23 protein-coding genes and 1 riboswitch are annotated in these 25498 nt (G+C 62.9%); of the genes, 10 read left to right on the forward strand and 13 right to left on the reverse strand.

The window, feature by feature from the left end; all coding sequences use genetic code 11:
* The first annotated feature begins 12 nt into the window (after positions 1 to 12).
* Positions 13 to 124: riboswitch (TPP riboswitch) on the forward strand.
* 36 nt (positions 125 to 160) lie between these two features.
* The 5 genes from thiB (at position 161) to IT775_RS04020 (ending at position 5161) form a co-directional block, all read left to right on the forward strand.
* The gene (thiB, locus tag IT775_RS04000) at positions 161 to 1138 is read left to right on the forward strand and encodes a thiamine ABC transporter substrate binding subunit (protein WP_212699785.1); all 978 of its coding nucleotides are present in this window, start codon (positions 161 to 163) and stop codon (positions 1136 to 1138) included.
* The gene (locus IT775_RS04005) at positions 1135 to 2667 is read left to right on the forward strand and encodes a thiamine/thiamine pyrophosphate ABC transporter permease ThiP (protein WP_212699786.1); all 1533 of its coding nucleotides are present in this window, start codon (positions 1135 to 1137) and stop codon (positions 2665 to 2667) included. The genes thiB and IT775_RS04005 overlap by 4 nt, the downstream gene beginning before the upstream one ends.
* The gene (gene thiQ, locus IT775_RS04010; protein ID WP_212699787.1) at positions 2654 to 3349 is read left to right on the forward strand and encodes a thiamine ABC transporter ATP-binding protein; all 696 of its coding nucleotides are present in this window, start codon (positions 2654 to 2656) and stop codon (positions 3347 to 3349) included. The genes IT775_RS04005 and thiQ overlap by 14 nt, the downstream gene beginning before the upstream one ends.
* A 101-nt stretch (positions 3350 to 3450) precedes the next feature.
* On the forward strand, positions 3451 to 4269 hold the full coding sequence (locus tag IT775_RS04015) for an SDH family Clp fold serine proteinase (protein WP_212699788.1): 819 nt from the start codon (positions 3451 to 3453) through the stop codon (positions 4267 to 4269).
* A 37-nt stretch (positions 4270 to 4306) separates the two neighbouring features.
* Positions 4307 to 5161, forward strand: a complete 855-nt coding sequence (locus IT775_RS04020; protein ID WP_212699789.1) for an SDR family oxidoreductase — start codon at positions 4307 to 4309, stop codon at positions 5159 to 5161.
* Between the two features lie 7 nt (positions 5162 to 5168).
* On the opposite strand, the gene IT775_RS04025 is transcribed toward IT775_RS04020, so the two are convergent.
* Genes IT775_RS04025 through IT775_RS04055 form a run of 7 tightly spaced genes read right to left on the reverse strand, consistent with a single transcriptional unit; the run spans position 5169 to position 10595 of the window.
* The gene (locus IT775_RS04025) at positions 5169 to 5357 is read right to left on the reverse strand and encodes a hypothetical protein (RefSeq protein ID WP_212699790.1); all 189 of its coding nucleotides are present in this window, start codon (positions 5355 to 5357) and stop codon (positions 5169 to 5171) included.
* On the reverse strand, positions 5354 to 7282 hold the full coding sequence (gene dxs, locus IT775_RS04030; protein WP_212699791.1) for a 1-deoxy-D-xylulose-5-phosphate synthase: 1929 nt from the start codon (positions 7280 to 7282) through the stop codon (positions 5354 to 5356). The genes IT775_RS04025 and dxs overlap by 4 nt, the downstream gene beginning before the upstream one ends.
* Before the next feature lie 18 nt (positions 7283 to 7300).
* Positions 7301 to 8170 carry a polyprenyl synthetase family protein gene (locus IT775_RS04035; RefSeq protein WP_343231105.1) on the reverse strand — a complete coding sequence of 290 codons (870 nt, stop codon included), beginning with the start codon at positions 8168 to 8170 and terminating at the stop codon, positions 7301 to 7303.
* On the reverse strand, positions 8171 to 8413 hold the full coding sequence (locus IT775_RS04040) for an exodeoxyribonuclease VII small subunit (RefSeq protein WP_212699792.1): 243 nt from the start codon (positions 8411 to 8413) through the stop codon (positions 8171 to 8173).
* On the reverse strand, positions 8410 to 9339 hold the full coding sequence (locus tag IT775_RS04045) for a histone deacetylase family protein (RefSeq protein WP_212699793.1): 930 nt from the start codon (positions 9337 to 9339) through the stop codon (positions 8410 to 8412). Before IT775_RS04045 ends, IT775_RS04040 begins: the two co-directional genes overlap by 4 nt.
* Before the next feature lie 60 nt (positions 9340 to 9399).
* Positions 9400 to 10101 carry a response regulator gene (locus IT775_RS04050; protein ID WP_212699794.1) on the reverse strand — a complete coding sequence of 234 codons (702 nt, stop codon included), beginning with the start codon at positions 10099 to 10101 and terminating at the stop codon, positions 9400 to 9402.
* Complete coding sequence (locus tag IT775_RS04055) at positions 10098 to 10595, reverse strand: MarR family winged helix-turn-helix transcriptional regulator (RefSeq protein ID WP_212699795.1); 498 nt, start codon at positions 10593 to 10595, stop codon at positions 10098 to 10100. The genes IT775_RS04050 and IT775_RS04055 overlap by 4 nt, the downstream gene beginning before the upstream one ends.
* A gap of 164 nt (positions 10596 to 10759) precedes the next feature.
* On the opposite strand from IT775_RS04055, the gene IT775_RS04060 reads away from it, so the two are divergent.
* From IT775_RS04060 to IT775_RS04070, 3 genes are all read left to right on the forward strand, one after another.
* Positions 10760 to 11626 carry a branched-chain amino acid aminotransferase gene (locus IT775_RS04060; RefSeq protein ID WP_212699796.1) on the forward strand — a complete coding sequence of 289 codons (867 nt, stop codon included), beginning with the start codon at positions 10760 to 10762 and terminating at the stop codon, positions 11624 to 11626.
* Positions 11626 to 13002 (forward strand): citrate lyase subunit alpha, encoded by a 1377-nt coding sequence (locus IT775_RS04065; RefSeq protein WP_212699797.1) that lies wholly within the window; start codon positions 11626 to 11628, stop codon positions 13000 to 13002. The genes IT775_RS04060 and IT775_RS04065 overlap by 1 nt, the downstream gene beginning before the upstream one ends.
* Positions 13003 to 13133: 131 nt before the next feature.
* On the forward strand, positions 13134 to 14702 hold the full coding sequence (locus tag IT775_RS04070) for an alkaline phosphatase D family protein (protein ID WP_212699798.1): 1569 nt from the start codon (positions 13134 to 13136) through the stop codon (positions 14700 to 14702).
* Between the two features lie 126 nt (positions 14703 to 14828).
* On the opposite strand, the gene IT775_RS04075 is transcribed toward IT775_RS04070, so the two are convergent.
* From IT775_RS04075 to IT775_RS04090, 4 genes are all read right to left on the reverse strand, one after another.
* Positions 14829 to 16007 (reverse strand): ABC transporter permease, encoded by a 1179-nt coding sequence (locus tag IT775_RS04075; protein ID WP_212699799.1) that lies wholly within the window; start codon positions 16005 to 16007, stop codon positions 14829 to 14831.
* Between the two features lie 76 nt (positions 16008 to 16083).
* Complete coding sequence (locus IT775_RS04080) at positions 16084 to 17736, reverse strand: ABC transporter permease (protein WP_212699800.1); 1653 nt, start codon at positions 17734 to 17736, stop codon at positions 16084 to 16086.
* A 67-nt stretch (positions 17737 to 17803) separates the two neighbouring features.
* Entirely contained in the window at positions 17804 to 18895 is a 1092-nt protein-coding gene (locus IT775_RS04085; protein WP_212699801.1) for an extracellular solute-binding protein, read from the reverse strand.
* A 115-nt stretch (positions 18896 to 19010) separates the two neighbouring features.
* Entirely contained in the window at positions 19011 to 20111 is a 1101-nt protein-coding gene (locus tag IT775_RS04090) for an ABC transporter ATP-binding protein (protein WP_212699802.1), read from the reverse strand.
* 522 nt (positions 20112 to 20633) lie between these two features.
* Here IT775_RS04090 and IT775_RS04095 point away from each other — a divergent pair.
* Complete coding sequence (locus IT775_RS04095) at positions 20634 to 21914, forward strand: M24 family metallopeptidase (RefSeq protein ID WP_212699840.1); 1281 nt, start codon at positions 20634 to 20636, stop codon at positions 21912 to 21914.
* Between the two features lie 109 nt (positions 21915 to 22023).
* Here IT775_RS04095 and IT775_RS04100 read toward each other — a convergent pair whose 3' ends face one another.
* Positions 22024 to 23421, reverse strand: a complete 1398-nt coding sequence (locus IT775_RS04100; RefSeq protein ID WP_212699803.1) for an aspartate aminotransferase family protein — start codon at positions 23419 to 23421, stop codon at positions 22024 to 22026.
* 109 nt (positions 23422 to 23530) lie between these two features.
* The gene (locus IT775_RS04105; RefSeq protein ID WP_212699804.1) at positions 23531 to 24208 is read right to left on the reverse strand and encodes a GntR family transcriptional regulator; all 678 of its coding nucleotides are present in this window, start codon (positions 24206 to 24208) and stop codon (positions 23531 to 23533) included.
* Between the two features lie 147 nt (positions 24209 to 24355).
* On the opposite strand from IT775_RS04105, the gene IT775_RS04110 reads away from it, so the two are divergent.
* On the forward strand, positions 24356 to 25441 hold the full coding sequence (locus IT775_RS04110) for a polyamine ABC transporter substrate-binding protein (protein ID WP_212699805.1): 1086 nt from the start codon (positions 24356 to 24358) through the stop codon (positions 25439 to 25441).
* Positions 25442 to 25498 lie beyond the last annotated feature (57 nt).

Consider the following 25498-nt stretch of genomic DNA (forward strand, 5'->3'; position numbering starts at 1 on the left):
GGCGCTAGGTCTGCGGCGACCTCGGGGTGCGTGCCGCGTGTTGCGGCGGGCTGAGATGCAATCCTGCGAACCCGTTGAACCTGAACCGGTTAAGACCGGCGGAGGGAAGGTATGGATACTCTCCACACTAACTCCGCCCGTCGCAGTTAGGAGGATACCTGTGAAGTATCTTGCATTTGCCACGGGACTGTTGGCCGCCACTTCCGCAGTGGCCGATATCCCCGTACTGACGATCTACACCTATGACAGCTTCGTATCCGACTGGGGCCCCGGCCCGGCGGTGGAAAAAGCCTTCGAAGAAACCTGCGGATGCGACCTGCAATTCGTCGGTGCCGGCGACGGCGCGGCCCTGCTGGGGCGGCTGAAACTGGAAGGCGCGCGCACCAAGGCCGATGTGGTTCTCGGGCTCGACACCAACCTGACCGCCGCCGCCAAGGAAACCGGGCTGTTCGCCGAAACCACGGTCAGCGCCGATTACGATCTTCCGGTGGACTGGAACGATCCGGTTTTCGTGCCCTATGACTGGGGCTATTTCGCCTTCGTGCAAAACGCCGACCTGGACGGTCCCACGGATTTCAGGGAATTGGCAGACAGCGATCTGAAAATCGTCATCCAGGATCCGCGCAGCTCGACCCCGGGTCTGGGCCTGCTGATGTGGGTGAAGGCGGCCTATGGCGACGACGCGCCGGCGATCTGGGAGGGGCTGAGCGACAACATCGTCACCGTCACGAAAGGCTGGTCCGAAGCCTATGGCATGTTCCTGGAAGGCGAAGCCGATTTGGTCCTCAGCTACACCACCTCGCCCGCCTATCACCTGATCGCGGAAAGCGATGCGTCGAAAACCGCGGCGCGCTTCTCCGAGGGCCACTACATGCAGATCGAGGTCGCGGGCAAGATCGCGGGCACCGATCAGCCCGAACTGGCCGATCAGTTCCTGCAATTCATGGTGACGGATGCGTTCCAGTCGGTGATCCCGACCACCAACTGGATGTATCCCGCCGTTACCCCCGAAGCCGGGTTGCCGGAAGGGTTCGAGACCCTGATCCAGCCGGAAAAGGCCCTGATGGTCCCCTCGGATCAGGCCCCCAAGGTACGCGACGCGGCGCTGGCCGAATGGCTTGAGGCGCTTTCGAAGTGATCAGAGGCGGCCCGGGATATGCAGCGGCAGCCTTGGTTCTGCTGTTCATTTTCGGGCCGCTGATCGTGGTGTTTGTCCGGGCCGGGGGCGGAACGCTGCCCGGCCCCGCCGATTGGGCGGCGGTGCGGTTTTCGATCACGCAGGCAACGCTGTCGGCCCTGTTCAGCGTCATCCTGGCGGTGCCGGTCGCCCGCGCACTGGCGCGGCGGCAATTCCCGGGGCGCAGCCTGCTGATCACGCTGCTGGGCGCGCCCTTCATCCTGCCGGTCATCGTGGCGGTGCTGGGCCTGCTGGCGGTGTTCGGCCGCAGCGGGGTGTTGAATTCCGTGCTTATCTGGGCAGGGCTGCCCCCGGTGCAGATCTACGGCCTGCACGGGGTGGTTCTGGCGCATGTGTTTTTCAACCTGCCGCTGGCGACACGCATCCTGTTGCAGGCCTGGCAACAGATCCCGGCGGAACGGTTCCGGCTGGCCGCCAGCCTGAACATGACCGCGGGGCAGGTCATGCGGCGGCTGGAACTGCCGATGCTGCGGACAACCTTGCCCGGCGCCTTCATCGTCATCTTCGCCATCTGTTTGAGCAGTTTCACCGTCGCGCTGACACTGGGCGGCGGGCCGAAGGCGACCACGGTGGAACTGGCGATCTACCAGGCGTTCCGCTTCGATTTCGATCTGGGCCGCGCAGCGGTTCTGGCCGTGATCCAGACCCTTCTGGCCGGTATCGTGGCGCTTGTCGCGTTGAAATATTCCCGTGGCGAGGGCTTCGGCGCCGGACTGGACCGGGTGGTGCGCCGCTGGGATGCGCAATCGGCCGGGTTGCGCATCACCGATACCGCCGTGATGATCCTGACCGCGCTGTTCCTGCTGCTGCCCTTGTTGCTGGTGGTAATCAACGGGATCGCCGGATGGGCGAAAATGCCGGACCAGGTTTTCACCGCGCTCAGGGTCTCGCTGGTCATTTCCCTGGTATCGACCGCCGTGGCCCTGGCCCTGGCGCTGCCGATTGCGCTGGCGGCACTGCGACGCGGCTGGATCGAGGTGATCGGGCTGCTTGGCATCGTTTCCTCGCCGCTGGTGCTGGGCACCGGGCTGTTCCTGATCGTGTACCCCTTTGCCGATCCGGCGCGACTGGCCTTCGCGGTGACCGGGCTGGTCAATGCGCTGACGGCGCTGCCTTTCGTGCTGCGCGTGCTGATCCCGTCGCTGCGCGCGTCGGAAAAGAACTTCGGCAGGCTGGCCGATGTGCTGGGCCTGACCGGATGGGCACGGCTGCGATTCCTGCTGCTGCCCCGGGCGCGGCGGGCGCTTGGGTTTTCCGCCGGGCTTGCCGCGGCCTTTTCGATGGGAGATCTGGGCGTCATCACGCTGTTCGCCGATCCCAGCCGCGCCACGCTGCCGTTGCAGATGTACCGGTTGATGGGGGCCTTCCGGATGGAGGCCGCCGCCGGTGCGGGATTGCTGTTGCTGGTCTTCAGCCTTGGCCTATTTTGGATGTTCGACAAACTGGGACGCGGCGATGTTGACGCTTGAGAAACTGGAAATCGTGCTGGACGGATTCACGCTGAATGCCGATTTCACGCTGGAACAGGGTCGAAACCTGGCCCTGATCGGCCCGTCCGGCGCGGGCAAGTCGACCCTGCTGAACGTGATCGCGGGCTTCTTGCGGCCGCGTTCGGGCCGGGTGCTGTGGCAAGGTGAAGACATCACCGATCTGCCGCCGGGACAGCGGCCGATTTCGATGCTATTTCAGGACAACAACCTGTTTCCCCATCTCACCGTGACGCAGAATATCGGGCTGGGCATCCGCCCCGATCTGAGGCTGAACGCGGCGGAACGGGCATATCTGCACGACGCGCTGGAACGGGTCGGATTGGCGGGCATGGCCGGCCGCAAACCCGGCCAGTTGTCGGGCGGGCAGCAAAGCCGGGTCGCTTTGGCCCGCGTGCTTGTGCAACGCAAGCCGCTGGTGCTGCTGGACGAACCCTTTTCGGCGCTCGGACCGGCGTTGAAACATGACATGCTGCGGCTGGTGGGCGATCTGATGCAGGAAATCGGCGGCACGATGCTCATGGTCAGCCACGAACCCGAGGACGCACAGATGATCGCCGATGTGACCTCGGTCGTGGCGCAGGGCACGGTAACCGCGCCGAAACCCACCGCCGCGCTGTTCGAAAACCCGCCGAAGGTGCTACGCGACTACCTGGGCACCTGAGCGCGGGGCGCGGAAAGGCGCGGTTTATCCGTAACATGAGGTTGCGCGCGGGCGCCGGGACCGCCACAGTCGGGTCATCGCCACCGAAAGGAGTCCCGCCGATGGATTTCATGTCGCTCATCTGGATTTTCATTCTGCTCACGGCCCTTCAGCCGATGTTCCAGAAAAAGCTGCAAGAGGCCATGCGCCAGCGCAAGATCGACGAAATTCAGAAAAAACGCGGGTCGCGGGTGATCGTTCTGGTGCACCGGCAGGAAACCATGAGCTTCCTCGGTTTTCCGCTGATCCGCTATATCGACGTGCAGGACAGCGAACAGGTGCTGCGGGTGATCGACAGTACCGATGACGACACGCCGATCGACTTCGTCGTGCACACGCCGGGCGGCATGGTCCTGGCCGCGGTGCAGATCAGCCGCGCGCTGCGTAAGCACAAGGCCGATGTGCGCGTTCTGGTGCCGCATTACGCGATGTCGGGCGGCACGCTGATCGCGCTTGCCGCCGATGAAATCGTGATGAACCGCCACGCGGTGCTGGGCCCGGTCGATCCGCAACTGGGAATGCAGGCGCCGCAGGCCGCCGCGTCCATCCTGGCCGCCGTGGCACAGAAGAACGTCAAGGACGTGGACGATGCGACACTGATCAACGCCGATCTGGCGAAGAAGGCCATCGCGCAGGTGAAAGGTGACGCGACGACCCTTCTGGCCAGCCACATGGACCAGGCAGAGGCCGAAAAGGTTGCGGACAAGCTGGCTTCGGGGATCTGGACCCACGATTACCCGATCTCGGCGGAAGAGGCGAAAGAGATGGGGCTGCCGATCAGCACCGACATGCCGACCGAGGTGATGGACCTGATGCGGCTTTACCCGCAGCCCACGAACAAGCAGGGCGGTGTCGAATACCTGCCGCGCAAACACGCCTAGGGCTTGCCTTTCCCGATCCCTGCCCAAGATACAGCATATGACAAAGACACTGATTTCCTTCGGCCACGGCTATTCGGCGACAGCGCTCGCCAAGATTCTGATCCCGCAGGGATGGCGCATAATCGGCACCACCCGGAGCGCGGAAAAATGCGACGCGCTGGCCGCTGCCGGGGTGGAACCGGCACTGTGGCCCGGCACCGACATGACGCCCTTTCTGGATCAGGCAAGCCACATCCTGGTTTCCGCCGCCCCGGATACCGCGGGCGATCCGGTACTGCGGCATTACCGCGACCAGATCGCGGCGCGGGCGGATCGGTTCGAATGGGTGGGATATCTGTCGACCACCGGGGTTTACGGCGACCATCAGGGCGATTGGGTCGACGAGGATACCGCGCTGACGCCGTCGACCAAACGCGGCCAGATGCGGGTCGCGGCGGAAGCGGAATGGCAATCCATCCCCGGCCTGCCGCTGCATATCTTCCGGCTGGCGGGCATCTATGGCCCCGGGCGCGGCCCCTTTGCCAAGGTCCGCAATGGCACCGCGCGTCGGATCATCAAGCCGGGGCAGGTGTTCAGCCGCATTCATGTCGAAGACATCGCGCAAGTGCTGGCCGCCTCGATCACCCGGCCCAATCCCGGCGCGATCTACAATCTGTGCGATGACGATCCCGCCCCGCCCGAGGACGTGATCGCCCATGCGGCAGAGCTTCTGGGGCTACCGGTGCCGCCGGCGGAAGATTTCGAAACGGCCGAGATGACGCCGATGGCGCGCAGTTTCTACGCAGAATCGAAAAAGGTCCGGAACGCCCGCATCAAATCCGAATTGGGCGTCCGGTTAAGATATCCAACTTATCGGGATGGCCTTGCAGCATTGCTGCAAAGCGACGGCTGACACCGTATCAGTCGGTGAACGCGATCAGCGCCACGGCCAGCAGCATGACCGAAACCGCCAGCGCGTTGTCAGAAGACGACGATGCGGCATCGGCCATGATGACCTCGGGTTCCATCGCGGGTTCGGCGGCGCTCCCCGCCAAAACGGGGCCTGCGACAAGTGTCAGGCAAAGCGGCAGGACGGCAAAACGTTTCATGCTCTTTTCTCTCCGATCGTAGCAATTCCAAGAACTTCGAGGACTTTGGCCTCGATATCAGGTGTGTTCAAGCCTGCGACATCATACATCGCGGCCGGAGAGGCCTGATCGATGAAAATATCGGGCAAAACCATCGATCTGAACTTCAGCCCACTGTCAAAAACGCCGTTTTCGGCCAGCAATTGCGCCACGTGACTGCCGAAACCGCCGATGGCGCCTTCCTCGATGGTGATCAGCGCCTCGTGATTCTGCGCCAGGTCGAGAATCAGATTCTCGTCCAGCGGCTTGGCGAAGCGGGCGTCGGCCACCGTCGGCGATATGCCCTTCGCGGCGAGGTTTTCGCTGGCCTGCATGACTTCCTGCAAACGGGTGCCGAAGGACAGGATCGCGACCCGTGCCCCTTCGCGCAACACGCGACCCTTGCCGATTTCCAGCGGCACGCCGCATTCGGGCAGATCGACACCAACCCCTTCGCCGCGCGGATAACGAAAGGCGATGGGACCGTCATCATGGGCGGCGGCGGTGGCGACCATATGGACCAGTTCCGCCTCGTCCGCGGCGGCCATCACAACCATGCCCGGCAGGTTGGTCAGGAAGGCAATGTCGTAACTGCCCGCATGGGTGGCGCCATCGGCCCCGACCAGGCCGGCCCGGTCGATGGCGAACCGCACCGGCAGCCGCTGAATCGCCACGTCGTGCACCACCTGGTCATAGCCGCGCTGCAGGAAGGTCGAATACATAGCGCAGAAAGGTTTCAGCCCGCCCGCCGCCAGACCGGCGCTGAACGTCACGCCGTGCTGTTCGGCGATACCGACATCGAAACAGCGCGAGGGATAGCGTTCGGCAAACAGGTTCAACCCGGTACCATCGGGCATCGCGGCGGTCACCGCGCAAATTTTGTCGTCGCGCGCGGCCTCGTCGACCAGCGCCTTGCCGAACACAGAGGTATAGCTCGGCGCGTTCGACGGCGCTTTCTTCTGTTCGCCAGTGATGACATCGAACTTGGCGGTGGCATGGCCACGGTCGCGGGCGCGTTCGGCGGGGCCATACCCCTTGCCCTTCTTGGTCAGCACGTGGATCAGGATCGGCCCGGTGGCGCGCGCCTTGACCGTGCGCAGCACCGGCAGCAGCTGGTCCAGATCATGGCCATCGATCGGCCCGACATAGGAAAATCCCAGTTCCTCGAACAGGGTGCCGCCGACCGCCATGCCCTTGAGCATTTCCTTGGCCCGCTTGGCGCCTTCGCGGAACGGTTCGGGCAGCAGGCTGACCGCGCCCTTGGCGGCGGCCTTGAATTCCTGGAACGGTTCGCCGGCATAAAGCCGGGTCAGGTAGTTAGACAGCGCGCCGACCGGCGGCGCGATCGACATTTCGTTGTCGTTCAGCATGACGATCAGGCGCTTTTTCAGGTGGCCCGCGTTGTTCATCGCCTCGAACGCCATGCCGGCGCTCATCGACCCGTCGCCGATCACCGCGATGGCATCGCCCAACCCGCCCTCGGCCATCCCGCCCAGATCGCGCGCCACGGCGAATCCCAAAGCCGCCGAGATCGAGGTCGAGCTGTGCGCCGCGCCGAACGGGTCATAGGGGCTTTCGCTGCGTTTGGTGAAACCGGACAGCCCGCCTTCCTGCCGCAGGGTGCGGATACGGTCGCGTCGACCGGTCAGGATCTTGTGCGGATAGCATTGGTGGCTGACGTCCCAGATCAGCTTGTCCTTGGGCGCGTCGAACACCGCGTGCAGTGCCACGGTCAGTTCCACCACGCCAAGCCCCGCGCCCAGATGGCCGCCGGTCACCGATACCGCGCTGATGGTTTCCGCGCGCAATTCATCGGCGACCTGATGCAGCTGGGCGTCGCTCAGCCGTTTCAGATCGGCAGGAACGTGAACCTGATCAAGCAGTGGAGTGTCGGGTCTGTCTGGCACTGGTCCCCTCCGGGGAGTTTAGCTTTGACGCGCAATAACGAAACGGGCCGCTTCCCGCAAGCATTCGGCCTCGATCCCGTAACAATCTAGTGCGTTGCACGCGTCTTCAATCAGGTTCTGCGCACGGGACTTCGCCGCCTCCAGTCCGAGAAGCGACACGAAGGTCGCCTTGCCGGCCTCGGCGTCCTTGCCGACGGCCTTGCCAACCGTTTCGGCATCGCCTTCGACATCCAGCACGTCGTCCCAGATCTGAAAGGCGAGACCGAGCTTTCGCGCATAGACCGACAGCGGACCGGTATCCGCCCCGGCCATCAACGCCCCGGCGGTTGCGGACCATTCGATCAGCGCCCCGGTCTTGCCCGCCTGCAAGTCGGTGATCTGATCGAGCGTCAGCGGTTCCGGCGCGGTTTCGGCGGCGATGTCCAACGCCTGACCACGCACCATGCCCTGCGCTCCGACGGCGCGGGCCAGCCCCAGCACCAGATCGGCGCGCACGGCGGCGTCGGGCGAACACTCGGACCGGGCCAGCAGCTCGAACGCCAGCGTCTGCAGCGCGTCACCGGCCAGAACGGCGGTGGCCTGATCCCATTGCACGTGAACGGTGGGCAAGCCGCGGCGCAGATCGTCGTCATCCATGCAGGGCAGGTCGTCATGCACCAGAGAATAGGCATGCAGCGCCTCGACCGCGGCGGCCGGCCAGATCGCCCGTTCCGGCGCGATGCCGTGCAGCCGCGCGGTTTCCAGCACCAAGAAGGCGCGCAGACGCTTGCCGCCTGCGCTGGCATAGCGCATCGCCTGCACCACCGGCAGGTCGCCCATCGGCGCAATCACGCCGTCCAGATGCGCCTGCACCCGGTCGGCGGCGTCTTTCAAACGGGTTTCGAACACTTACAGACCTTCGACCGGCTTCAATCCAGTGGGGTTGCCGTCGCCGTCCAGCGTGATGGCGGCGACCTTTTCCTCGGCTTCCTTTAGCTTGGTTTCGCAGCGCTTCTTCAGCTCCGCCCCGCGCTCGTAGAGCTTGATGGAATCCTCCAGCGCGACGTCGCCGCGTTCCAGCTGTCCGACCACCGTTTCCAGCTCTTTCATCGCCTCTTCGAAGCTCATCTCGCCGACGGGTTTATCGCTCATGCGCCCTTCTCCATCAAAACCTGAACATGCGCGGCGGCCGACGCCGCCAGCGACGTCAGATCATATCCGCCCTCCAGAGTCGAGGCAACGCGGCCGCCGCAATGTTTCGCTGCCAGATCGCAAATCTGTTCGGTGATCCAGGTGTAGTCGTCGGTTTCCCATTCCAGTTGCGCCAGCGGGTCGGCGCGGTGTGCATCGAATCCCGCCGAAATGAGGATCAGTTCGGGCCTGAACGCGTCGATCATCGGGAACACCCGGCGCGTGTAGGTATTGCGCATCTCAAGGCTGCCGCTGCCGGGAGCCAGCGGCAAGTTGACGATCTGGTCGTATTTGCCCCGTTCCTTTTCCGATCCGGTCCCGGGCCAGAGAGGCAACTGATGCGACGAAAAGAACAACACCTTTTCCTCGTTCCACAGCAGGTCCTGGGTGCCGTTGCCGTGATGCACATCGAAATCGATGATCACGACCCGGTTCAGCCCATGCGCCGCGATGGCGTGTTTCGCCGCGATGGCGACATTGCCGAACAGGCAGAAACCCATCGGTTTTTCGTATTCCGCGTGATGCCCCGGCGGACGCGTCGCGACGAAGGCATTGGCAACCTCGCCGGCCATCACTGCATCCACGGCGGCGACAGCGCCGCCCACAGCGCGGCGCGCCGCCTGCATCGACCCGGGCGACATGTGGGTGTCTTCGTCCAGCGCCACCGTCCCGGATTTCGGTTCGGCCGCCGCGATCGCGTCAATGTGGCTTTGCGGGTGGCACAGGCCGATCACGCCATCCGGCGCGGCGGGGGCATCGCGCCGGTCCAGCGCATCGAAACCTTCCAGCGCCTTCGCAACGGATTCGATACGGCCAACCTGTTCGGGGTGGCCGGGCGGAGTTCGATGCGCAAGGCAATCGCTGTGGGTATATAAGGCAGTCGTCATGACGCCACTCTAGGATCAGAGCACCGGGAAACACCAGCCCCCGCCGCCGCCCCCGCCACGTCAGTCCGGCGCCAGCATGTAGCCCGCGCCCCGGACAGTTTGCAGGTAACGCGGCTGCTTGGGATCATCCTCGATCTTGCGGCGCAGGCGGGTGATCTGCACGTCCACCGCGCGTTCCTGCGCCTGGCCCCGGTCGCGGCCCAGATCCTCGACCAGCTTGGCGCGGCTGATCGCTTCGCCGGGCTGGGCCGAAAAGATTTTCATCAGCTGGCTTTCGGTGGCGGTCAGGCGCACCAATTCATCGCCCCGCCACATTTCGCCGCGGTCGATATCGTAACGGATCGGGCCCAGCGTCAGCACCTTCGGCGCGGTATCTTCCGGCGTCAGGTCGGGCATCCGCCGCAGGATCGCATTGATCCGCAGCAGCAATTCCTTGGGTTCGAACGGTTTCGGCAAGTAGTCGTCGGCCCCCGCTTCCAGCCCGAAGATCCGATCCTCGGTTTCGCCCTTGGCGGTCAGCAGCAGGATCGGCGTCTTGAGCGTCTGCCGCAAATCGCGGGTCAGGCTGATCCCGTCTTCGCCCGGCATCATGACATCGAGAACGATCATGTCGAAATCCAGACCCGACAACAGCCGCCGCGCATGCGCCGCGTCGCGTGCCGCCGAAACAAGAAACCCGTGCCGGATCAGGAATTTCTGCAGCAATCCGCGGATTCGTTCGTCGTCATCGACAATCAGCAGGTGCGCATCGATATCGTTCATGCCCCGCTCTCCTTGAGTGCGTGGTATCTGCGGCGCATTTCGGGATCCATCATCGCTTCCAGCACCTGCCGGAATCCGGCCACCGCCTGCGGCCCCGCCGCGCGATAGGCCGCGCGCATCCGTGCCCTTTGGGCATCGGACAGCTTGTGTTCCAGTTCTTCTCCCGCCTCGGTCAGGTACAGGTGGCGTTCGCGCTTGTCCGCGGTGCCGACGCGGCTTTCGACCAGGCCGTCCTCGATCAGCGTGCGCAGCACCCGGTTGAGCGACTGCTTGGTCACGCCCAGCAGGATCAGAAGGTTGTTGACCGTCGTGCCCGGCGCCCGGTTGATGAAATGGATCGCCCGGTGATGCGCCCGGCCATAGGCCATGCCCGCCAGAATGCGGTCGGGATCGGCGGTGAAGCCGCGATAGGCGAAGAACATCGCTTCGATTCCCTGCCGCAGCTGTTCATCAGTCAGGAAAAGAAGGTTTTCGCCTGTGGAAACGTCCCCCATGAATACCCCCGAAAATCAATAATATGCCTGCAGTAGGGGCAGCTTAAGTCAGTCTTGTTGACTTTCCAAGATCAACTTGGTACCGAATCGCAGTTTTCGCGCAAGATTATGTCCGCTTCGGACCAACCTTACGCAACATTCGCAAAGGCGCAGGAGGATAGGACATGGCCGGATATGACGACCGCGACGGCAAGATCTGGATGAACGGCAAGCTGGTGGAATGGCGCGATGCCAACGTCCACATCCTGACCCATGCGCTGCATTATGCCTCCTCGGTGTTCGAGGGCGAACGCTGCTACAACGGCACCATCTTCAAAAGCGCCGAACATTCGCAGCGGCTGCGCAATTCCGCCACTCTGCTGGATTTCGAAGTGCCCTATTCGGTCGAGGAACTGGAAAAGGCCAAATACGACGTACTGAAGGCCAATGGCTGGAAAGACGCCTATGTGCGTGCCCTCGCCTGGCGCGGCGCCGGCGAAGACATGGGCGTCGCATCGCGCAACAACCCGGTTCAGGTCGCCGTGGCGGCCTGGGAATGGGGCAACTACTATGGCGACGCCAAGATGAAGGGCGCGAAGCTGGACATCGCCAAGTGGCGCCGCCCCGATCCGGCCACCATCCCCTGCGAAGCCAAGGCCGCCGGGCTCTACATGATTTGCACCATGTCGAAACACGCCGCCGAGGACAAAGGCTGTTCCGACGCGATGATGTTCGATTACCGCGGCTACGTGGCCGAGGCGACCGGCGCCAACATCTTCTTCGTCAAGGACGGCGAAGTGCACACGCCGAAGCCCGATTGCTTCCTCAACGGCATCACCCGGCAGACCGTGATCGGGATGCTGAAGGATCGCGGCATCACCGTGAACGAACGCCACATCATGCCCGAGGAACTGGAAGGGTTCGAACAGTGCTGGCTGACCGGCACCGCGGCCGAGGTCACACCGGTGGGCCAGATCGGCGATTACAATTTCGAGGTCGGCGCGCTGACCCGCGAAATCTCGGAAAGCTATGAGAAGCTCGTGCGCGCCTGATGGCGGCGCTGCGCGACGCGATTGAACGGGCCGGGGTGAAGGACGGCGCGACGCTGTCCTTTCACCACCACCTGCGCAATGGCGACGACGCGATGCGGCAGGTCCTAGCGGCCTGTTCCGAAATGGGGCTGCGCGACCTACATATCGCGCCCTCCTCCCTCTTCCCGGTGCATGGCGCGCTGGTGCCCTTTGTCGAAAACGGAACCGTGACGCGGATCACCACCTCCTACATGACAGGCCCCTTGGCCGATGCGGTGCGCGCCGGGCTTCTGCCCCATCTGGTGACGCTACAGAGCCATGGCGGGCGGGCGCATGCCATCGCCTCGGGGCGGCTTGCGATCGACGCGGCCTTCATCGCCGCCCCGGCCGTCGACGCAGCGAGCAACCTCAGCGGCGCGGCGGGGCCGGCGGCCTGCGGTCCGCTGGGATACGCGATGGTGGATGCGGCCCATTCGAAACATGTCGTCGCGCTGACCGATTACCGCTGCAAAACGGTGCCGCGCATCTGCATCCCCGGCTCCCAGGTCGATCAGGTCGTGGAGGTGGATCATATCGGCGATGCATCGCAGATCGCCTCGGGCACCACCGGGCGAGCGCCGTCGCAAAAGGGCAAGGTGATCGCCGATCTGACTGCGCAACTGATCGCCTGTTCGGGGCTGCTGCGCGACGGGTTTTCGTTTCAGACCGGCGCCGGGGCGACCTCTCTGGCCGTGGCACGGGCGCTGGCCCCGGAAATGGCCGCGCGTGGCGTTGTGGGCGATTTCGCCGCGGGCGGCATCACCGGCGCGCTGGTCGACATGTTCCATGCCGGGCTGTTCCGCAAACTCTGGAACGTGCAGGCCTTCGACCTCGCGGCGGTCCGGTCCTATTCCGCGGACCCGGATCACACGGCGATGTCCGCCGATCTCTACGCCAGCCCCGCCCGCCCCGACAGCATCGCCAAACAGCTCGACGTGATGATCCTCGGCGCGGCCGAGCTGGACCGCGATTTCAACGTCAATGTCACCTGCGCCAGCAACGGGCGCATCATCGGCGGATCGGGCGGTCATGCCGATACCGCCGCCGGGGCGAAGCTGCCGATCGTCACCACCACCCTGAGGGCGGGCGGCCATGCCAAGCTGGTCGAACGGCTGACCTGCCTGACCACTCCGGGCGACACAATCGGCGCGGTGGTGACCGAGGCCGGTATCGCCGTGCATCCCGCCCGGCCCGACCTGCACCACGCCGCCCGCGCGGCGGGCTTGCCGGTCACCACGCTGGAAGACCTGCGGCGGCAAGCGAGTCATGTGACCGGTTCCGGTCGCGGAACGGGTCGCAACGTGGCCCATTGCGAAGCCCCCGATGGCACCGTCATCGACCGCATCCGCGCGCCCTGATCCCGGCGGCGCTCGCTGCGCGTCACAAAACCTTCCGCTAAAATTCAACATACGGTCAGCACGGTTTTACAGAATCGGCCTTCACTCCGCGCGTTCACCAATCCCGTGAAACGCGTAACGGAGACCGAAGAATGACCAAGATCCTGAAACCCAGCCGTCGCGCCGTTCTGGCAGGCGGTACCGCTTTCGCCGCCTCGCTGGCGATGCCGTCGCTCAGCCGCGCCAATGCCCGCCCCGTGTTCACCCACGGGGTGCAGTCGGGCGACGTTACCAATGCTTCCGGCATGATCTGGACCCGCACCGACCGCCCCGCCAAGGTGATGATGGAAGTCGCCACCACCGAAAGCTTCGCCGATGCCCGCAAGCTGGCCGCGATCGACGCGCTGCCGCAAAGCGATTTCGCGGTGAAGCGCGTGGTTTCGGGCCTGCCCGCGGATCAGGACATCTTCTACCGCTTCACCGCCGCCGACCTGAATGACATCAGCGCCACGTCGGACCCGATCGTGGGCCGGTTCAAAACCGCCCCCGCCGGTCGCCGCTCGATCCGCTTCGCCTGGTCCGGCGACACCGCCGGCCAGGGCTGGGGCATCGACGACGAAGGCATGCGCACCTATGCCACCATGGCCCGGCACCAGCCCGATTTCTTCATCCATTCCGGCGACACGATCTATGCCGATGGCCCGATGCAGGACGAGGTCGCGCTGAAGGACGGCGGCAGCTGGAAAAACACCGTGATGACCGACGAGAAGCGCAAGGTGGCCGAAACCCTGGATGAATACCGCGGCCAGTGGAAATACAACATGATGGACGAACACGTGCGGGCGCTGAACGCGATCTGCCCGACCTTTTTCCAGTGGGACGACCACGAAGTGGTGAACAACTGGTCGGCATCAAAGGACCTGACCGCCGACGACCGCTACAGCGAAAAGTCGGTGCATGTTCTGGCCGCCCGCTCGGCCCGCGCCTTCCACGAAATGACCCCGATCAGCTACACCCCCGCCGAACCGGGCCGGGTCTACCGCAAGATCGCATACGGTCCGATGCTCGACGTGTTCTTCCTCGACCTGCGCTCCTATCGCGGCCCGAACCACGATTCGATGGAAACCGAACTGTCCGACGAAGCCCGCGTGCTGGGCGCCGAACAGATGGCCTGGCTGAAGCGCGAACTGGCCGCCTCGAAAGCCACCTGGAAGGTCATCGCCTGCGACATGCCGATCGGGCTGATCGTCTGGGATAACTGGAAGGAACAAGCCGGGGCCGAAGGCATCGCCAACGGCGATCATGGCGCGCCGAAGGGCCGCGAACTGGAAATCGCCGACCTGCTGCGCTTCATCAAGACTGCCGGCATCGCCAACACGGTCTGGCTCACCGCCGACGTCCATTACACCGCGGCGCATCACTACAGCCCCGACCGCGCTCAACTGCAGGATTTCGATCCGTTCTGGGAATTCGTGTCGGGCCCGCTGCATGCCGGCACCTTCGGCCCGAACGACCTGGACAAAACCTTCGGGCCCGAGGTCAAGTTCGTAAAGGCGCCGGGCAAGGAACAGGGCATCAACCTGCCGCCCTCGATGGGGCTGCAATTCTTCGGCTTGGTCGATATCGACGGCGCCACCCAGCAGATGAAGGTCCGGCTGATGGACCGCGGCGACACCGAACTGTGGTCGATCACGCTCGACCCTGAGGGCCTGTCGCTCTGAACAAAAGAGGGGGTGGTCTGAAAACCGCCCCCATCTTCTTCTTTTCAAAAATATCCCGGGGGAGTCGCGCCCTGCGCGACGGGGGCAGCGCCCCCTCTGCTTCGCCGCGAGGCGAAACGGCCCCGATCAGCCCGGGCTCATCCCGCGCAGACGCTCCGACCGGCGCCGCAGCATTTCCACCGTGGTCAGCAGACCGATCGAAATCACCACCAGGATCGTCGCCACCGCCAGGATGGTCGGCGAGATCTGTTCGCGCAGCCCGGTGAACATCTGCCAGGGCAGCGTCTTCTGCCCGGCCGAACCGACGAACAGCACCACGACGACCTCGTCGAAGGAGGTGATGAAGGCGAACAGGCCGCCGGAAATCACCCCGGGCAGGATCAGCGGCATCTGCACCTTGAAGAAGGTGGTCACCGGATCGGCCCCCATGTTGGCCGAGGCCCGCGTCAGCGACCGGTCGAAACCGACCAGCGTCGCGGTGACGGTGATGATGACGAAGGGAATGCCCAGGGCCGCATGCGCCAGCACCACGCCGAAATAGGTGCCCTGCAGCCCGATGCGGGAATAGAAGAAATACATCCCCGCCGCCGAGATGATCAGCGGCACGATCATCGGTGAAATCAGGATCGCCATGATCGCGCGGCGGAACGGCACGTGTTCCGCGCTCAGCCCGATCGCCGCCAGCGTGCCGAAGCTTACTGACAGGAGTGTCGCCACCGGCGCGATCATCACCGAGTTGCGCAGCGCATTCTGCCAGTCGTCATTGGTGAAGAAATCGCGGTAATGCTTGAGCGAATACCCGGCAGGGTCGAAGCGCAGCATCTCGGGCGTGAAGGTGAAGAAATCCTCGGCGTTGAAACTCAGCGGCATCACCACCAGGATCGGAGTGATCAGGAATACCAGGATGGCACCGCAGATCACCCGGAACGCGTAATGCCAAAGCACCTGCATCGGAGTCAGGTAAGGCACCAGCTTGGCCCGGTAGCGCCCCTCGTAAAGCCAGTAGATGAACCAGCCGAAGAACCAGCCAAAACCCAGCCCGAGGACGAGCCCGGCCGGCCCGCCCAGCAGGCCGCCGCCGAGCACGAACAGCGCCAACAGCGCCCATCGCATCGGCTTTTCGTTGTCGACAAACTGCGTCATGGCGAAGGCCAGGATCGCCAGCACCGCGGCACCGGCAACGGCCCCGAGCAAGCCACTGCCCTGCGCGGTGCCGATGAAGAGCCCGGCAATCGCACCTGCGACGGCCACCACCGGCACGTAGAAACTGACGGGTTTACGGGAAATCGGTGTCAGAGCTGCCACGTTTCAGTCTCCCTTTCGCATTTTGCCGACAGGTGCGGCGAAGCGGTGATCGGTTTCGGTCTCGTGCGTCATCGGCTTACCCCAGCTTCACGTTGTCGATGCCGACGATCTTGTCGTAAACCCAGTAAAGCAGCATCACGACGGCCAGCAGGATCGACCCGAGCGCAGCACCCAGCCCCCAGTTCAGCGAGGACGAGATGTGATAGGCGATCCGGTTCGAAATGAACGTCCCGGTGTTGCCGCCGACGATTTCGGGCGTGATGTAGTAGCCAATGGCGAGGATGAAGACGAGCACCGAACCGGCGCCGATCCCCGGCACGGATTGCGGAAAATAGACCCGCCAGAACGCCGTCCAGTTGGTCGCGCCAAGCGATTTGGCCGCCCGCAGATAGGTCGGCGGGATGGTCTGCATCACCGAATACAGCGGCAGGATCATGAACGGCAGCAGGATGTGGGTCATCGCCACGATGGTACCGAACTGGTTGTTGATCATCACCAACCGCGCGTCGTCGGCCACCAGCCCCAGCCAGACCAGCGTATCGTTGATCACGCCCTGCTGCTGCAGCATCACCTTCCAGGCCGAGGTCCTCACCAGCAGCGAGGTCCAGAACGGCAACAGCACCAGGATCATCAGCAGGTTGGCCGTGCGCGACGGCAGGTTGGCGAGGATCCAGGCCACCGGGTAGCCCAGCAGGATGCAGGAGAAGGTGATCACCAGGCTCATGAACATGGTGCGCTTGAACAGCATGAGATAAATCTGCTGGTTCTCGGGGCGCGCCTCGATCCCGTCCGGGGTCTTCTGCATGTCGACGGCGTTCAGGAAATAGCCCGAGGTATATTTGGGCGCGAACGCCTTGATCACCCGCCAGATTTCGGGGTCGACCCAATCCTTGTCGGCATCTGCGAATTGTTCGGTCAGGCTGACGGTTTCGAAATCGCCCGTCGCGGCACCGGCGCTGGTGATGCGCGCATCGGCGGTACCGCTGCCTCCGGTTTCCACGAGGTCGAGGTAAAGCGTGGTGAAGAGGAAATCCTCGATATCCTCTTTGGCGGGATCATCCCCCTCGGATTCGAGGTAGGCGACCCAACGGTCCCAACTGCGCGCGGTAAAAGGCAGCGCGGCGCGGTTGGCCTTGTTGTCCATCATCGCGACCCAGCTGGCCGGGTCTTCCCAGCTCGGATCCAGGGCCGTGAACTGATCGGTATAGGTATCGGTGTCGAACTTGCCGACCCGGCGGCCGGATTTGCGGAACATCGACGACATGCCGGTTTGTTCATAATTCAGCCGCGACCCCAGACGGGTGTGCAGCTTCTGTTCCTGAGCTAGGAACATGTCGACATAGAAGGCCTGGTACACCGCTTCGGAGGGCGGCTCGCCGCTGTCGGAATCCCAGTCGGCCAGAACCTCAACCGTTTCCGGCAAGGTTTCGGCGACGATCTGGTTCTCGACCGAGCGGAACAGCATGTCGGCGATCGGCGCGATGAAGGTCAGCAGCACGAAGATCAGCAGCGGCGCGATCAGCCCCAGCGCACGAATTTTCTGCATCCGCAGGGCGCGGTTCAGGCTGCGCTTGAGCGGGGTGCCGTCCGCGGCCAGGACCGGACCGTCCGGCGTGGCCCCCGGGGCATGCGTCTGCTCCCGTGAGGCAAGCGTCGCCGCCTCGTGAAAAGCATCTTCTGGAGTGGGCGCGTCGGACGTCTGCTGGCCGGAGCCTTTCAGTTCGCTCATGGTCGATCCCCGTTGGTTTGGTTGGAACGGGCCGCGCACGGCCCGCCCTTTTCACGTCGTTGCGTGATTACTTGGCCAGCCACGCCTGGAATTTTGCATCCAGATCGTCGCGGTAATCGGCCCAGAATTCGAAGTTATACAGAACCGCAGTCTTCGAGTTCGCCGGATCGGTCGGCATATGCGGCGCCATTTCGATGCCCAGCTCTTCGTGCTTGCCCACCAGCGGAGCCGAGGACTTACGCGCCGGACCGTAGGAGATGTACTTGGCCTGATCGGCCAGACGCTGGGTGTCGGTGGCGAAGTAGATGTAATCCAGCGCGCGCTTCTTGCGCTCTTCGCTCAGACCGGCGGGGATGATCCAGCCGTCCAGATCGAACACCTGGTAATCCCACAGCATGTCGACCGGTTGACCCTGCTCGACGATCAGCGAGAACAGGCGACCGTTATAGGTCGATCCCATCACGACTTCGCCATCGGCCAGAAGCTGCGGCGTGTCGGCACCGGCGGACCACCAGATCACCTGATCCTTGATGGTGTCCAGCTTGGCCAGCGCGCGGTCCTGACCTTCTGGGGTTTCCAGAACGTCATAGACTTCGTCGGCAGGAACGCCGTCACAGATCAACGCCCATTCGACGTTGTTGATCGGACGCTTTTCCAGCGAACGCTTGCCGGGATAGGTTTCCAGATCGAACACATCGCAGATGTCGTCCGGCGGGTTGTCGCCGACCATGTCGGTGCGGTAACCGAAGGTGGTCGAATACACGATCTGCGGGATGAAGCAGTCGGACACCAGCAGATCGCCGAAGTCATCCGCGGCCGAGGTGCCGTCGGGCGCCGGGGCCAGCTGGGTGTCGGGATCGATTTCCATCGCCAGACCTTCGTCGCACAGGCGCATGGCGTCGGCGGCGACCACATCGACCACATCCCAAGTGACGTTGCCCGCTTCGTTCATCGCGCGCAGCTTCGCCACCGCTTCGTTCGAGCTTTCGTCGTTGATGATGTTGACGCCGGTCTTCGCCATGTAGGGTTCGTGATAGGCTTTTTGCTGCGACTCGGAATAAGCGCCGCCCCAAGACACGATGGTCATGTCTTCGGCTGCTACGGCCCCTGCGGCAAAGGCAAGAGCGGTGCTGGCCAAAAATACCTTGGTCAGTTTCATGCAATATCTCCCAGTTTTATCCCGTTCTTTAATTTCGGACCCCGGTGTCACGGGCATAACGCTCGGGGTCTCAGGCGATCCGTACCCCCGCCGAGCGGGGAGACGGTTTGTCCTGTTACGCCTCGAGTGCGTGGCAATCCTGGGGAAGCCAGCCGATTTCGATCTGCTCCCCGGGTTTGAGCCGGACCTGGTCCGGCGCGTTACGCGACTTAATGATGAATTCATCGTTGCCGGCAACGCTCAGGCGCGTGCGGAACACGTCGCCCATGTAAATGAATTCCTTGACCGTCGCCTTCAGAAGATGCGCGTCTTCCTTCAGCCGCTCCTTGTTGAATTCCACGCGTTCGGGTCGGATCGACACCTTGGTGCGTTCGCCCACCTGCGACACGTTCACCGGCTTGCAGTCGATCAGCTCGCCATCGTCCAGCTGGACCACCGCGGCATCTGCGCTGATTTCCTTGACCACGCCTTCGAGCGTGTTGTTTTCGCCGATGAACTGCGCCACGAAGCTGTTTTGCGGCGATTCATACAAGGTATCCGGCGGATCGAGCTGCTGAATGCGGCCATCGTCGAACACCGCGACGCGGTCGGACATGGTCAGCGCTTCGGTCTGGTCGTGGGTCACGTATACGGTGGTGATGCCCAGTTCGTGCGCCAGCCGGGTGATTTCGAACTGCATGTGTTCGCGCAGCTGCTTGTCCAGCGCGCCCAGCGGTTCGTCCATCAGAACCAGTTCAGGTTCGAACACTAGCGCGCGGGCCAGTGCGATCCGCTGCTGCTGACCGCCCGAAAGCTGCGCCGGGCGGCGGCCGCCGAAATCGCCCATCTGCACCATGTCCAGCGCGCGCTTGACCTTGGCTTCGCGATCGGACTTGCCGATCTTGCGCACTTCCAGAGGGAAGGAGAGGTTTTCGGCCACTGTCATGTGCGGGAACAAGGCGTAGTTCTGGAACACCATGCCGATGCCGCGCTTATGCGGCGGGATGTTGTTGATCGGCTTCCCGTCCAGAAGGATTTCGCCATGGGTTGCGGTTTCAAACCCTGCCAGCATCATCAGGCATGTCGTCTTGCCGGAACCCGACGGGCCGAGCATCGTTAGAAACTCGCCTTTGGGCATGCTGAGGTTCAGATCTTTTACGACCAGCGTTTCGCCGTCGTAACTTTTTTGTACGCGTTCAAACGCGACAAAAGCATCGCTTGTCGGTGCGTCAGACACAGTTACTCCCCGTGATTTTGTGGCGGTTTTTCCCGCTCTTTCAAGTTAAGTAAAACGAGTCCCCCGCTAGGTTGCAACCAATTCGCGGCACTTTTCAGCAAAAAGCGACATCTCATGCGCAATTGGCCGGTTTCCCGTCGCTGCGATTGCCCTTTGCGTGTGTTTCGGCCCAAACATCGACAGGAATAGCTCTAATCAAAGATTTTTTTAGCCGTTCACGCGCCTAAAATTTAATCGCCGCTCGACCATGTCCATCAAAATTCACGCAAAATCAATCGCCGCAGGGCCCCTCCGGCATCGGCTTTTTCGCCTTCAAAGCCCCGTTTTAGCACCGATTTTCGCGGCAAAGACGGTTTTGGAGGTCGATTCCCGCCAGTAGGCCGGAATTTTGGTATATAATGAGTTTTGGAAATACCGATGCGGCCCGGAAGTCGCTTCCAGACTTGGAAAGTGTCGGTTCTGGAACAGATGGCGCCGCTTGCTCCCTGCTTCACTGGTGGGGTGATCGTGCGGAGTATTGCCATGTCGCAAAATACCATTCCTTTTACACCACGTGAATATGACCGTCGGCTGAAACTGACCCGTCGCGCCATGGCGGCGGCCGGGCTGGATGTGCTGTTCATCGAGGATCCGTCGAACATGGCATGGCTGACCGGATATGACGGCTGGTCCTTCTATGTGCACCAAGGGGTCCTGGTGACCCATGAGGGCGAACCGATCTGGTGGGGCCGCAACATGGATGCCAACGGCGCCCGCCGAACGGCGTGGCTGAGCGCGGATTCGATCCGCCCCTATGGCGACGAATACGTGCAATCCACCACCCGCCACCCGATGCAGCACCTGGCATTGCTGCTGAAGGAAATGGGTTTCGAATCCTCCCGAATCGGGGTGGAGATGGAAAACTACTATTTCTCGGCCAAGGCCTATACCACGCTTCTGGCGGAACTGCCGCGGGCCGACATCACCGATGCCACCGCGCTGGTGAACTGGCAGCGCGCGGTGAAATCGAACGAGGAAATCGTTTTCATGCGCCGCGCCGCACGGATCGCTGAACGCATGGTCAGCGGCGCGATCAACCGGGCCGAACCCGGGCTGAAAAAGAATGACCTGGTCGCCAGCATCTATCAGGATGCGCTGACCGGAGCGGACGGCCATTGGGGCGATTACCCGGCGCTGGTGCCGATGTGCCCGTCGGGCGCCGATGCCTCGGCGCCGCACCTGACCTGGGACGGGTCGGAGCTGAAAACCGGCGAATGCACCTTCTTCGAACTGGCCGGCGTGTACCGCCGTTATCATACGCCGTTCTGCCGTACCGTGTTCCTTGGCACTCCGCCCGACGACATGAAACGGGCCGAAGAAGCGTTGATCGAAGGGCTGGAGGCAGGCCTTGATGCCGCCCGCGCCGGCAATCAGGCCCGCGACATCGCCAATGCCCTTGCCGGGCCGCTGGAACGCGCCGGAATCGAACGCGGCGCGCGGTGCGGTTATCCGATCGGGCTGTCCTATCCGCCGGATTGGGGCGAACGCACCATCAGCCTGCGGGACGAGGACGAAACCGTGCTGCAACCCGGCATGACCTTCCATTTCATGCCCGGGATCTGGTCGGAAAACTGGGGATTGGAAATCACCGAACCGATCCTGATCACCGAAAACGGCCCGGCCGAAGCGTTCTGCAACCTGCCACGCCAGCTGTTCGTGAAACCGGGTCGTGCGTCGGTTCAGGTTCCCGTGGATCACCGCGATTCGATCCCCGCCGCCGCCTTGGCGGCACAGGAGATCAACAAGACAAAGCCGCCGGTTTGATCCCCGCATAGATCCCCCGGCAGAACACAGGGAAGCGCCCGCATCCGGAACCGGAATGCGGGCGCGAATTTTTCTGCGGTGGCGTTGCCCCATCAGCCGGGGCAGGACATCACGATGCGGGTTTCCACAGCCCTTCGTCCTTGACGCGCGCCATGCCTTCGTCCAGCGACCGGATCGCCCGGTCGATCAGGATATCGACCTCTGCGCGGGTCATCACCAGCGGCGGGCTGATGATCATCCGGTCGCCGACATGGCGCATCACCAGGTTGTTGGCAAAGCAGCGTTCGCGGCAGATGTAGCCGACGGTGCCGGCGTCAGAGGCGAAACGGGCGCGGCTTTCCTTGTGCGGTGTCAGGGCGATCGATCCCATCATGCCGACGATATTGGCCTCGCCCACCATCGGGTGATCGGCCAGCGCCTGCCATTTTTCCTTCAGGTAGGGGCCGACATCGCCGCGTACGTGTTCGACGATCTGCTCTTCCTGCATGATGTTGAGGTTTTCCACCGCAACGGCCGCCGCCACCGGGTGGCTGGAATAGGTGTAGCCGTGGTTAAATTCGCAACCGCCGATCACCTCTGCCACCTCATCGGAAACGATCGAGCCGCCGATCGGCTGGTAGCCCGAGGAAAGGCCCTTGGCGATGGTCATGATATCGGGCTTCCAGCCCACGGTCTGCGATCCGAACCAGTTGCCGGTCCGGCCGAACCCGCAGATCACCTCGTCCGCGATCAGCAGGATTTCGTACTTGTCGCAAATGCGCTGAATTTCCGGCCAGTAGGATTCCGGCGGTACGATCACCCCGCCGGCGCCCTGCACCGGTTCGGCGATGAAGGCGGCGACATTGTCTTCGCCCAGCTCGTTAATCGCCTGTTCCAACTGACGGGCGCGCTCCAGCCCGAATTCCGCCGGATCCATATCGCCGCCCTCGTTCCACCAGTCGGGCTGGTCGATGTGGTGGATATCGGGGATCGGCAACCCGCCCTGGGCATGCATACCCCCCATGCCGCCCAAGGATGCGGCGCCGACGGTCGATCCGTGATAGGCGTTTTTGCGGCTGATGATGGTTTTCTTGGTGGGCTTGCCCTTTTCCGCCCAGTAGGTACGCACCATGCGGATATTGGTGTCGTTCGCTTCCGACCCCGAACCGGCATAGAACACATGGTTCAGATCGCCCGGCGCGATTTCCGACAGTTTCTGCGACAACGCGATGGCCGGTACGTGGGTGGTCATGAAGAAGGTGTTGTAGTAGGGCAATTCCTTCATCTGGCGCGCCGCGACCTCGGCCAGGCGGTCACGGCCATAGCCGATATTGACGCACCACAGCCCGGCCATGCCGTCGATAATTTCATTCCCTTCGCTGTCGTGGATCCAAACACCGTCCGCGCGCGTGATGACCCGCGCGCCGCGCGTGGCCAATTCGCTTTGGGTGGTGAACGGATGCATGTGATGCGCCGCGTCCAGGGCCTGCAATTCCGCGGTGGGCATGTGATTCGAGATCGTGGTCATGAGATCCTCGCCAGTCTGAAAATGGGGTGAGACCACGCGAGGTGGTCGGTCCCAACCTAAAATATGATCAAATTATGGATTGTCAATCGAATCGATCAACTCCCCGAATTCAGGCCAGCATGATGCGCACCTGCTCCATTCCCTGCATCATGTCTTCGACATTCGCCTGCGCCGTGCGCTCCGCATCCCCGGCCTGCATCGCGGACAGAAGATCCTTGTGCTTGTCCGGCAGGTTCTGGGTGCCGACCCGGCCGCAGACCACCCGCAGGGACGGCCCGAATCGCAGCCACAGCCCCTCGGCCAGATCGGCCAGGATCGGTGCGTCCGCCATGTCATAGATTCGTTCGTGGAAACGGAAATTATGCTCCAGATAGGCCTGCAGGTCGCCCTTCACGATCGCCTGGTCCAGCAACTTGTCGGTCTGCACCAGAAACTGAAGGTCCTCGGGCTTGGCGCGTTCGGTGGCGCGCCGCGCAAGTTCGCCCTCAAGGCATTTGCGCGCGACGATGATTTCTTCGATATTCTTGGCGCTTAGAAGCGGCACAATGACCCGGCGGTTGCCCTGAAACTTCAGCGCGCCCTCGGCGGTCAGGCGGCGAATCGCTTCTCGCACGGGGGTCATTCCGGCCCCCAAACGTTCGGTCAGACCTTGAATCGTCACCGCCTGACCCGGTGCGATTTCGCCAAAAAGGATCTGCTCACGAAGCTCGCGATACACAACTTCATGCGCGGGCAAACGCGCCTCAACGGTCTCAACAACGGTCACTTTTTCGGCACCTCCATACATAATGCCTCTTTTAAAGGCGCGGCGTTCAGCCCTTCGCTTGCGAGTTTAACGGCACCGTGGAAATATTACCATATTGCCTTGTTCGACAAACTTTGATCAAATTAACTCGATGGGCACCAAGACCCTCGATCAATGGGAGAGTATGACATGAAGAATCGTTTTCTAGCCGCGACCGCCGGCCTGGCACTGGTTGCCGGGGCAGCCGCAGCCGAAGAAGTACGGGTGTATAACTGGTCCGACTATATCGATGACTCGCTGCTGACGAAATTCGAAGAAGAGACCGGGCTCGACCTTATCTATGACGTGTTCGACAGCAACGAGGTTCTGGAAACCAAGATGCTGGCCGGCGGTTCGGGCTACGACGTGGTGGTTCCCTCGGGCACCTTCCTGCAACGCCAGATCACCGCGGGTGCGTTCCAGAAGCTGGACAAATCGAAACTGCCCAACATTGAAAACATGTGGGACGTGATCGAAGAGCGCACCGCGAAATACGACCCCGACAACGCCTATTCGATCAACTATATGTGGGGCACCACCGGGATCGGCGTGAATGTCGGCAAAGTGAAGGAAGCCCTGGGCGACGGTGCCCCGATCGGTTCGCTGGCGCTGATCTTCGACCCCGCGAACATGGAAAAGCTGGCTGAATGCGGTGTGCACTTCCTGGACGCGCCGGTGGAAATGATTCCCGCCGCGCTGAAATACATCGGCGAAGATCCCGACAGCCACGACCCGGACGTGATCGCCAAGGCCGAGGACGTGCTGATGGGCGTCCGCCCCTATGTGCAGAAGTTCCACAGCTCCGAATACATCAACGCTCTGGCCAACGGCGACATCTGCGTGGCGTTTGGCTGGTCGGGTGATATCCTGCAGGCCCGCGACCGCGCCATCGAGGCCGATAACGGTGTCGAAATCGCCTATAACGCGCCGTCCGAAGGTGCGCTCATGTGGTTCGACCAGATGGCGATCCCGGTCGATGCACCCAACCCCGAAGGCGCGCATGTGTTCCTGAACTTCATCATGGATGCCCAGAATATCGCCACGGCGTCGAACTATGTCTATTACGCCAACGGCAACAAGGCGTCGCAGCCGATGCTGGTCGAGGACGTGATCGGCGATCCGGCAGTTTACCCGGATGAGGAAACGCTGAAGAACCTCTACACCACGACGCCTTACGAGGCCAAAGTGCAGCGGGTCGTGACCCGCCTGTGGACCAAGATCAAGTCGGGCACCTGAACGAACCCGTCTCCAACATGGGCCTGCGCCACACCGGCGCGGGCCCTTTTTCCAGCA

The sequence above is a fragment of the Thalassovita aquimarina genome (assembly GCF_018219815.1).
In the GTDB taxonomy this organism is placed as follows: domain Bacteria; phylum Pseudomonadota; class Alphaproteobacteria; order Rhodobacterales; family Rhodobacteraceae; genus Thalassobius; species Thalassobius aquimarinus.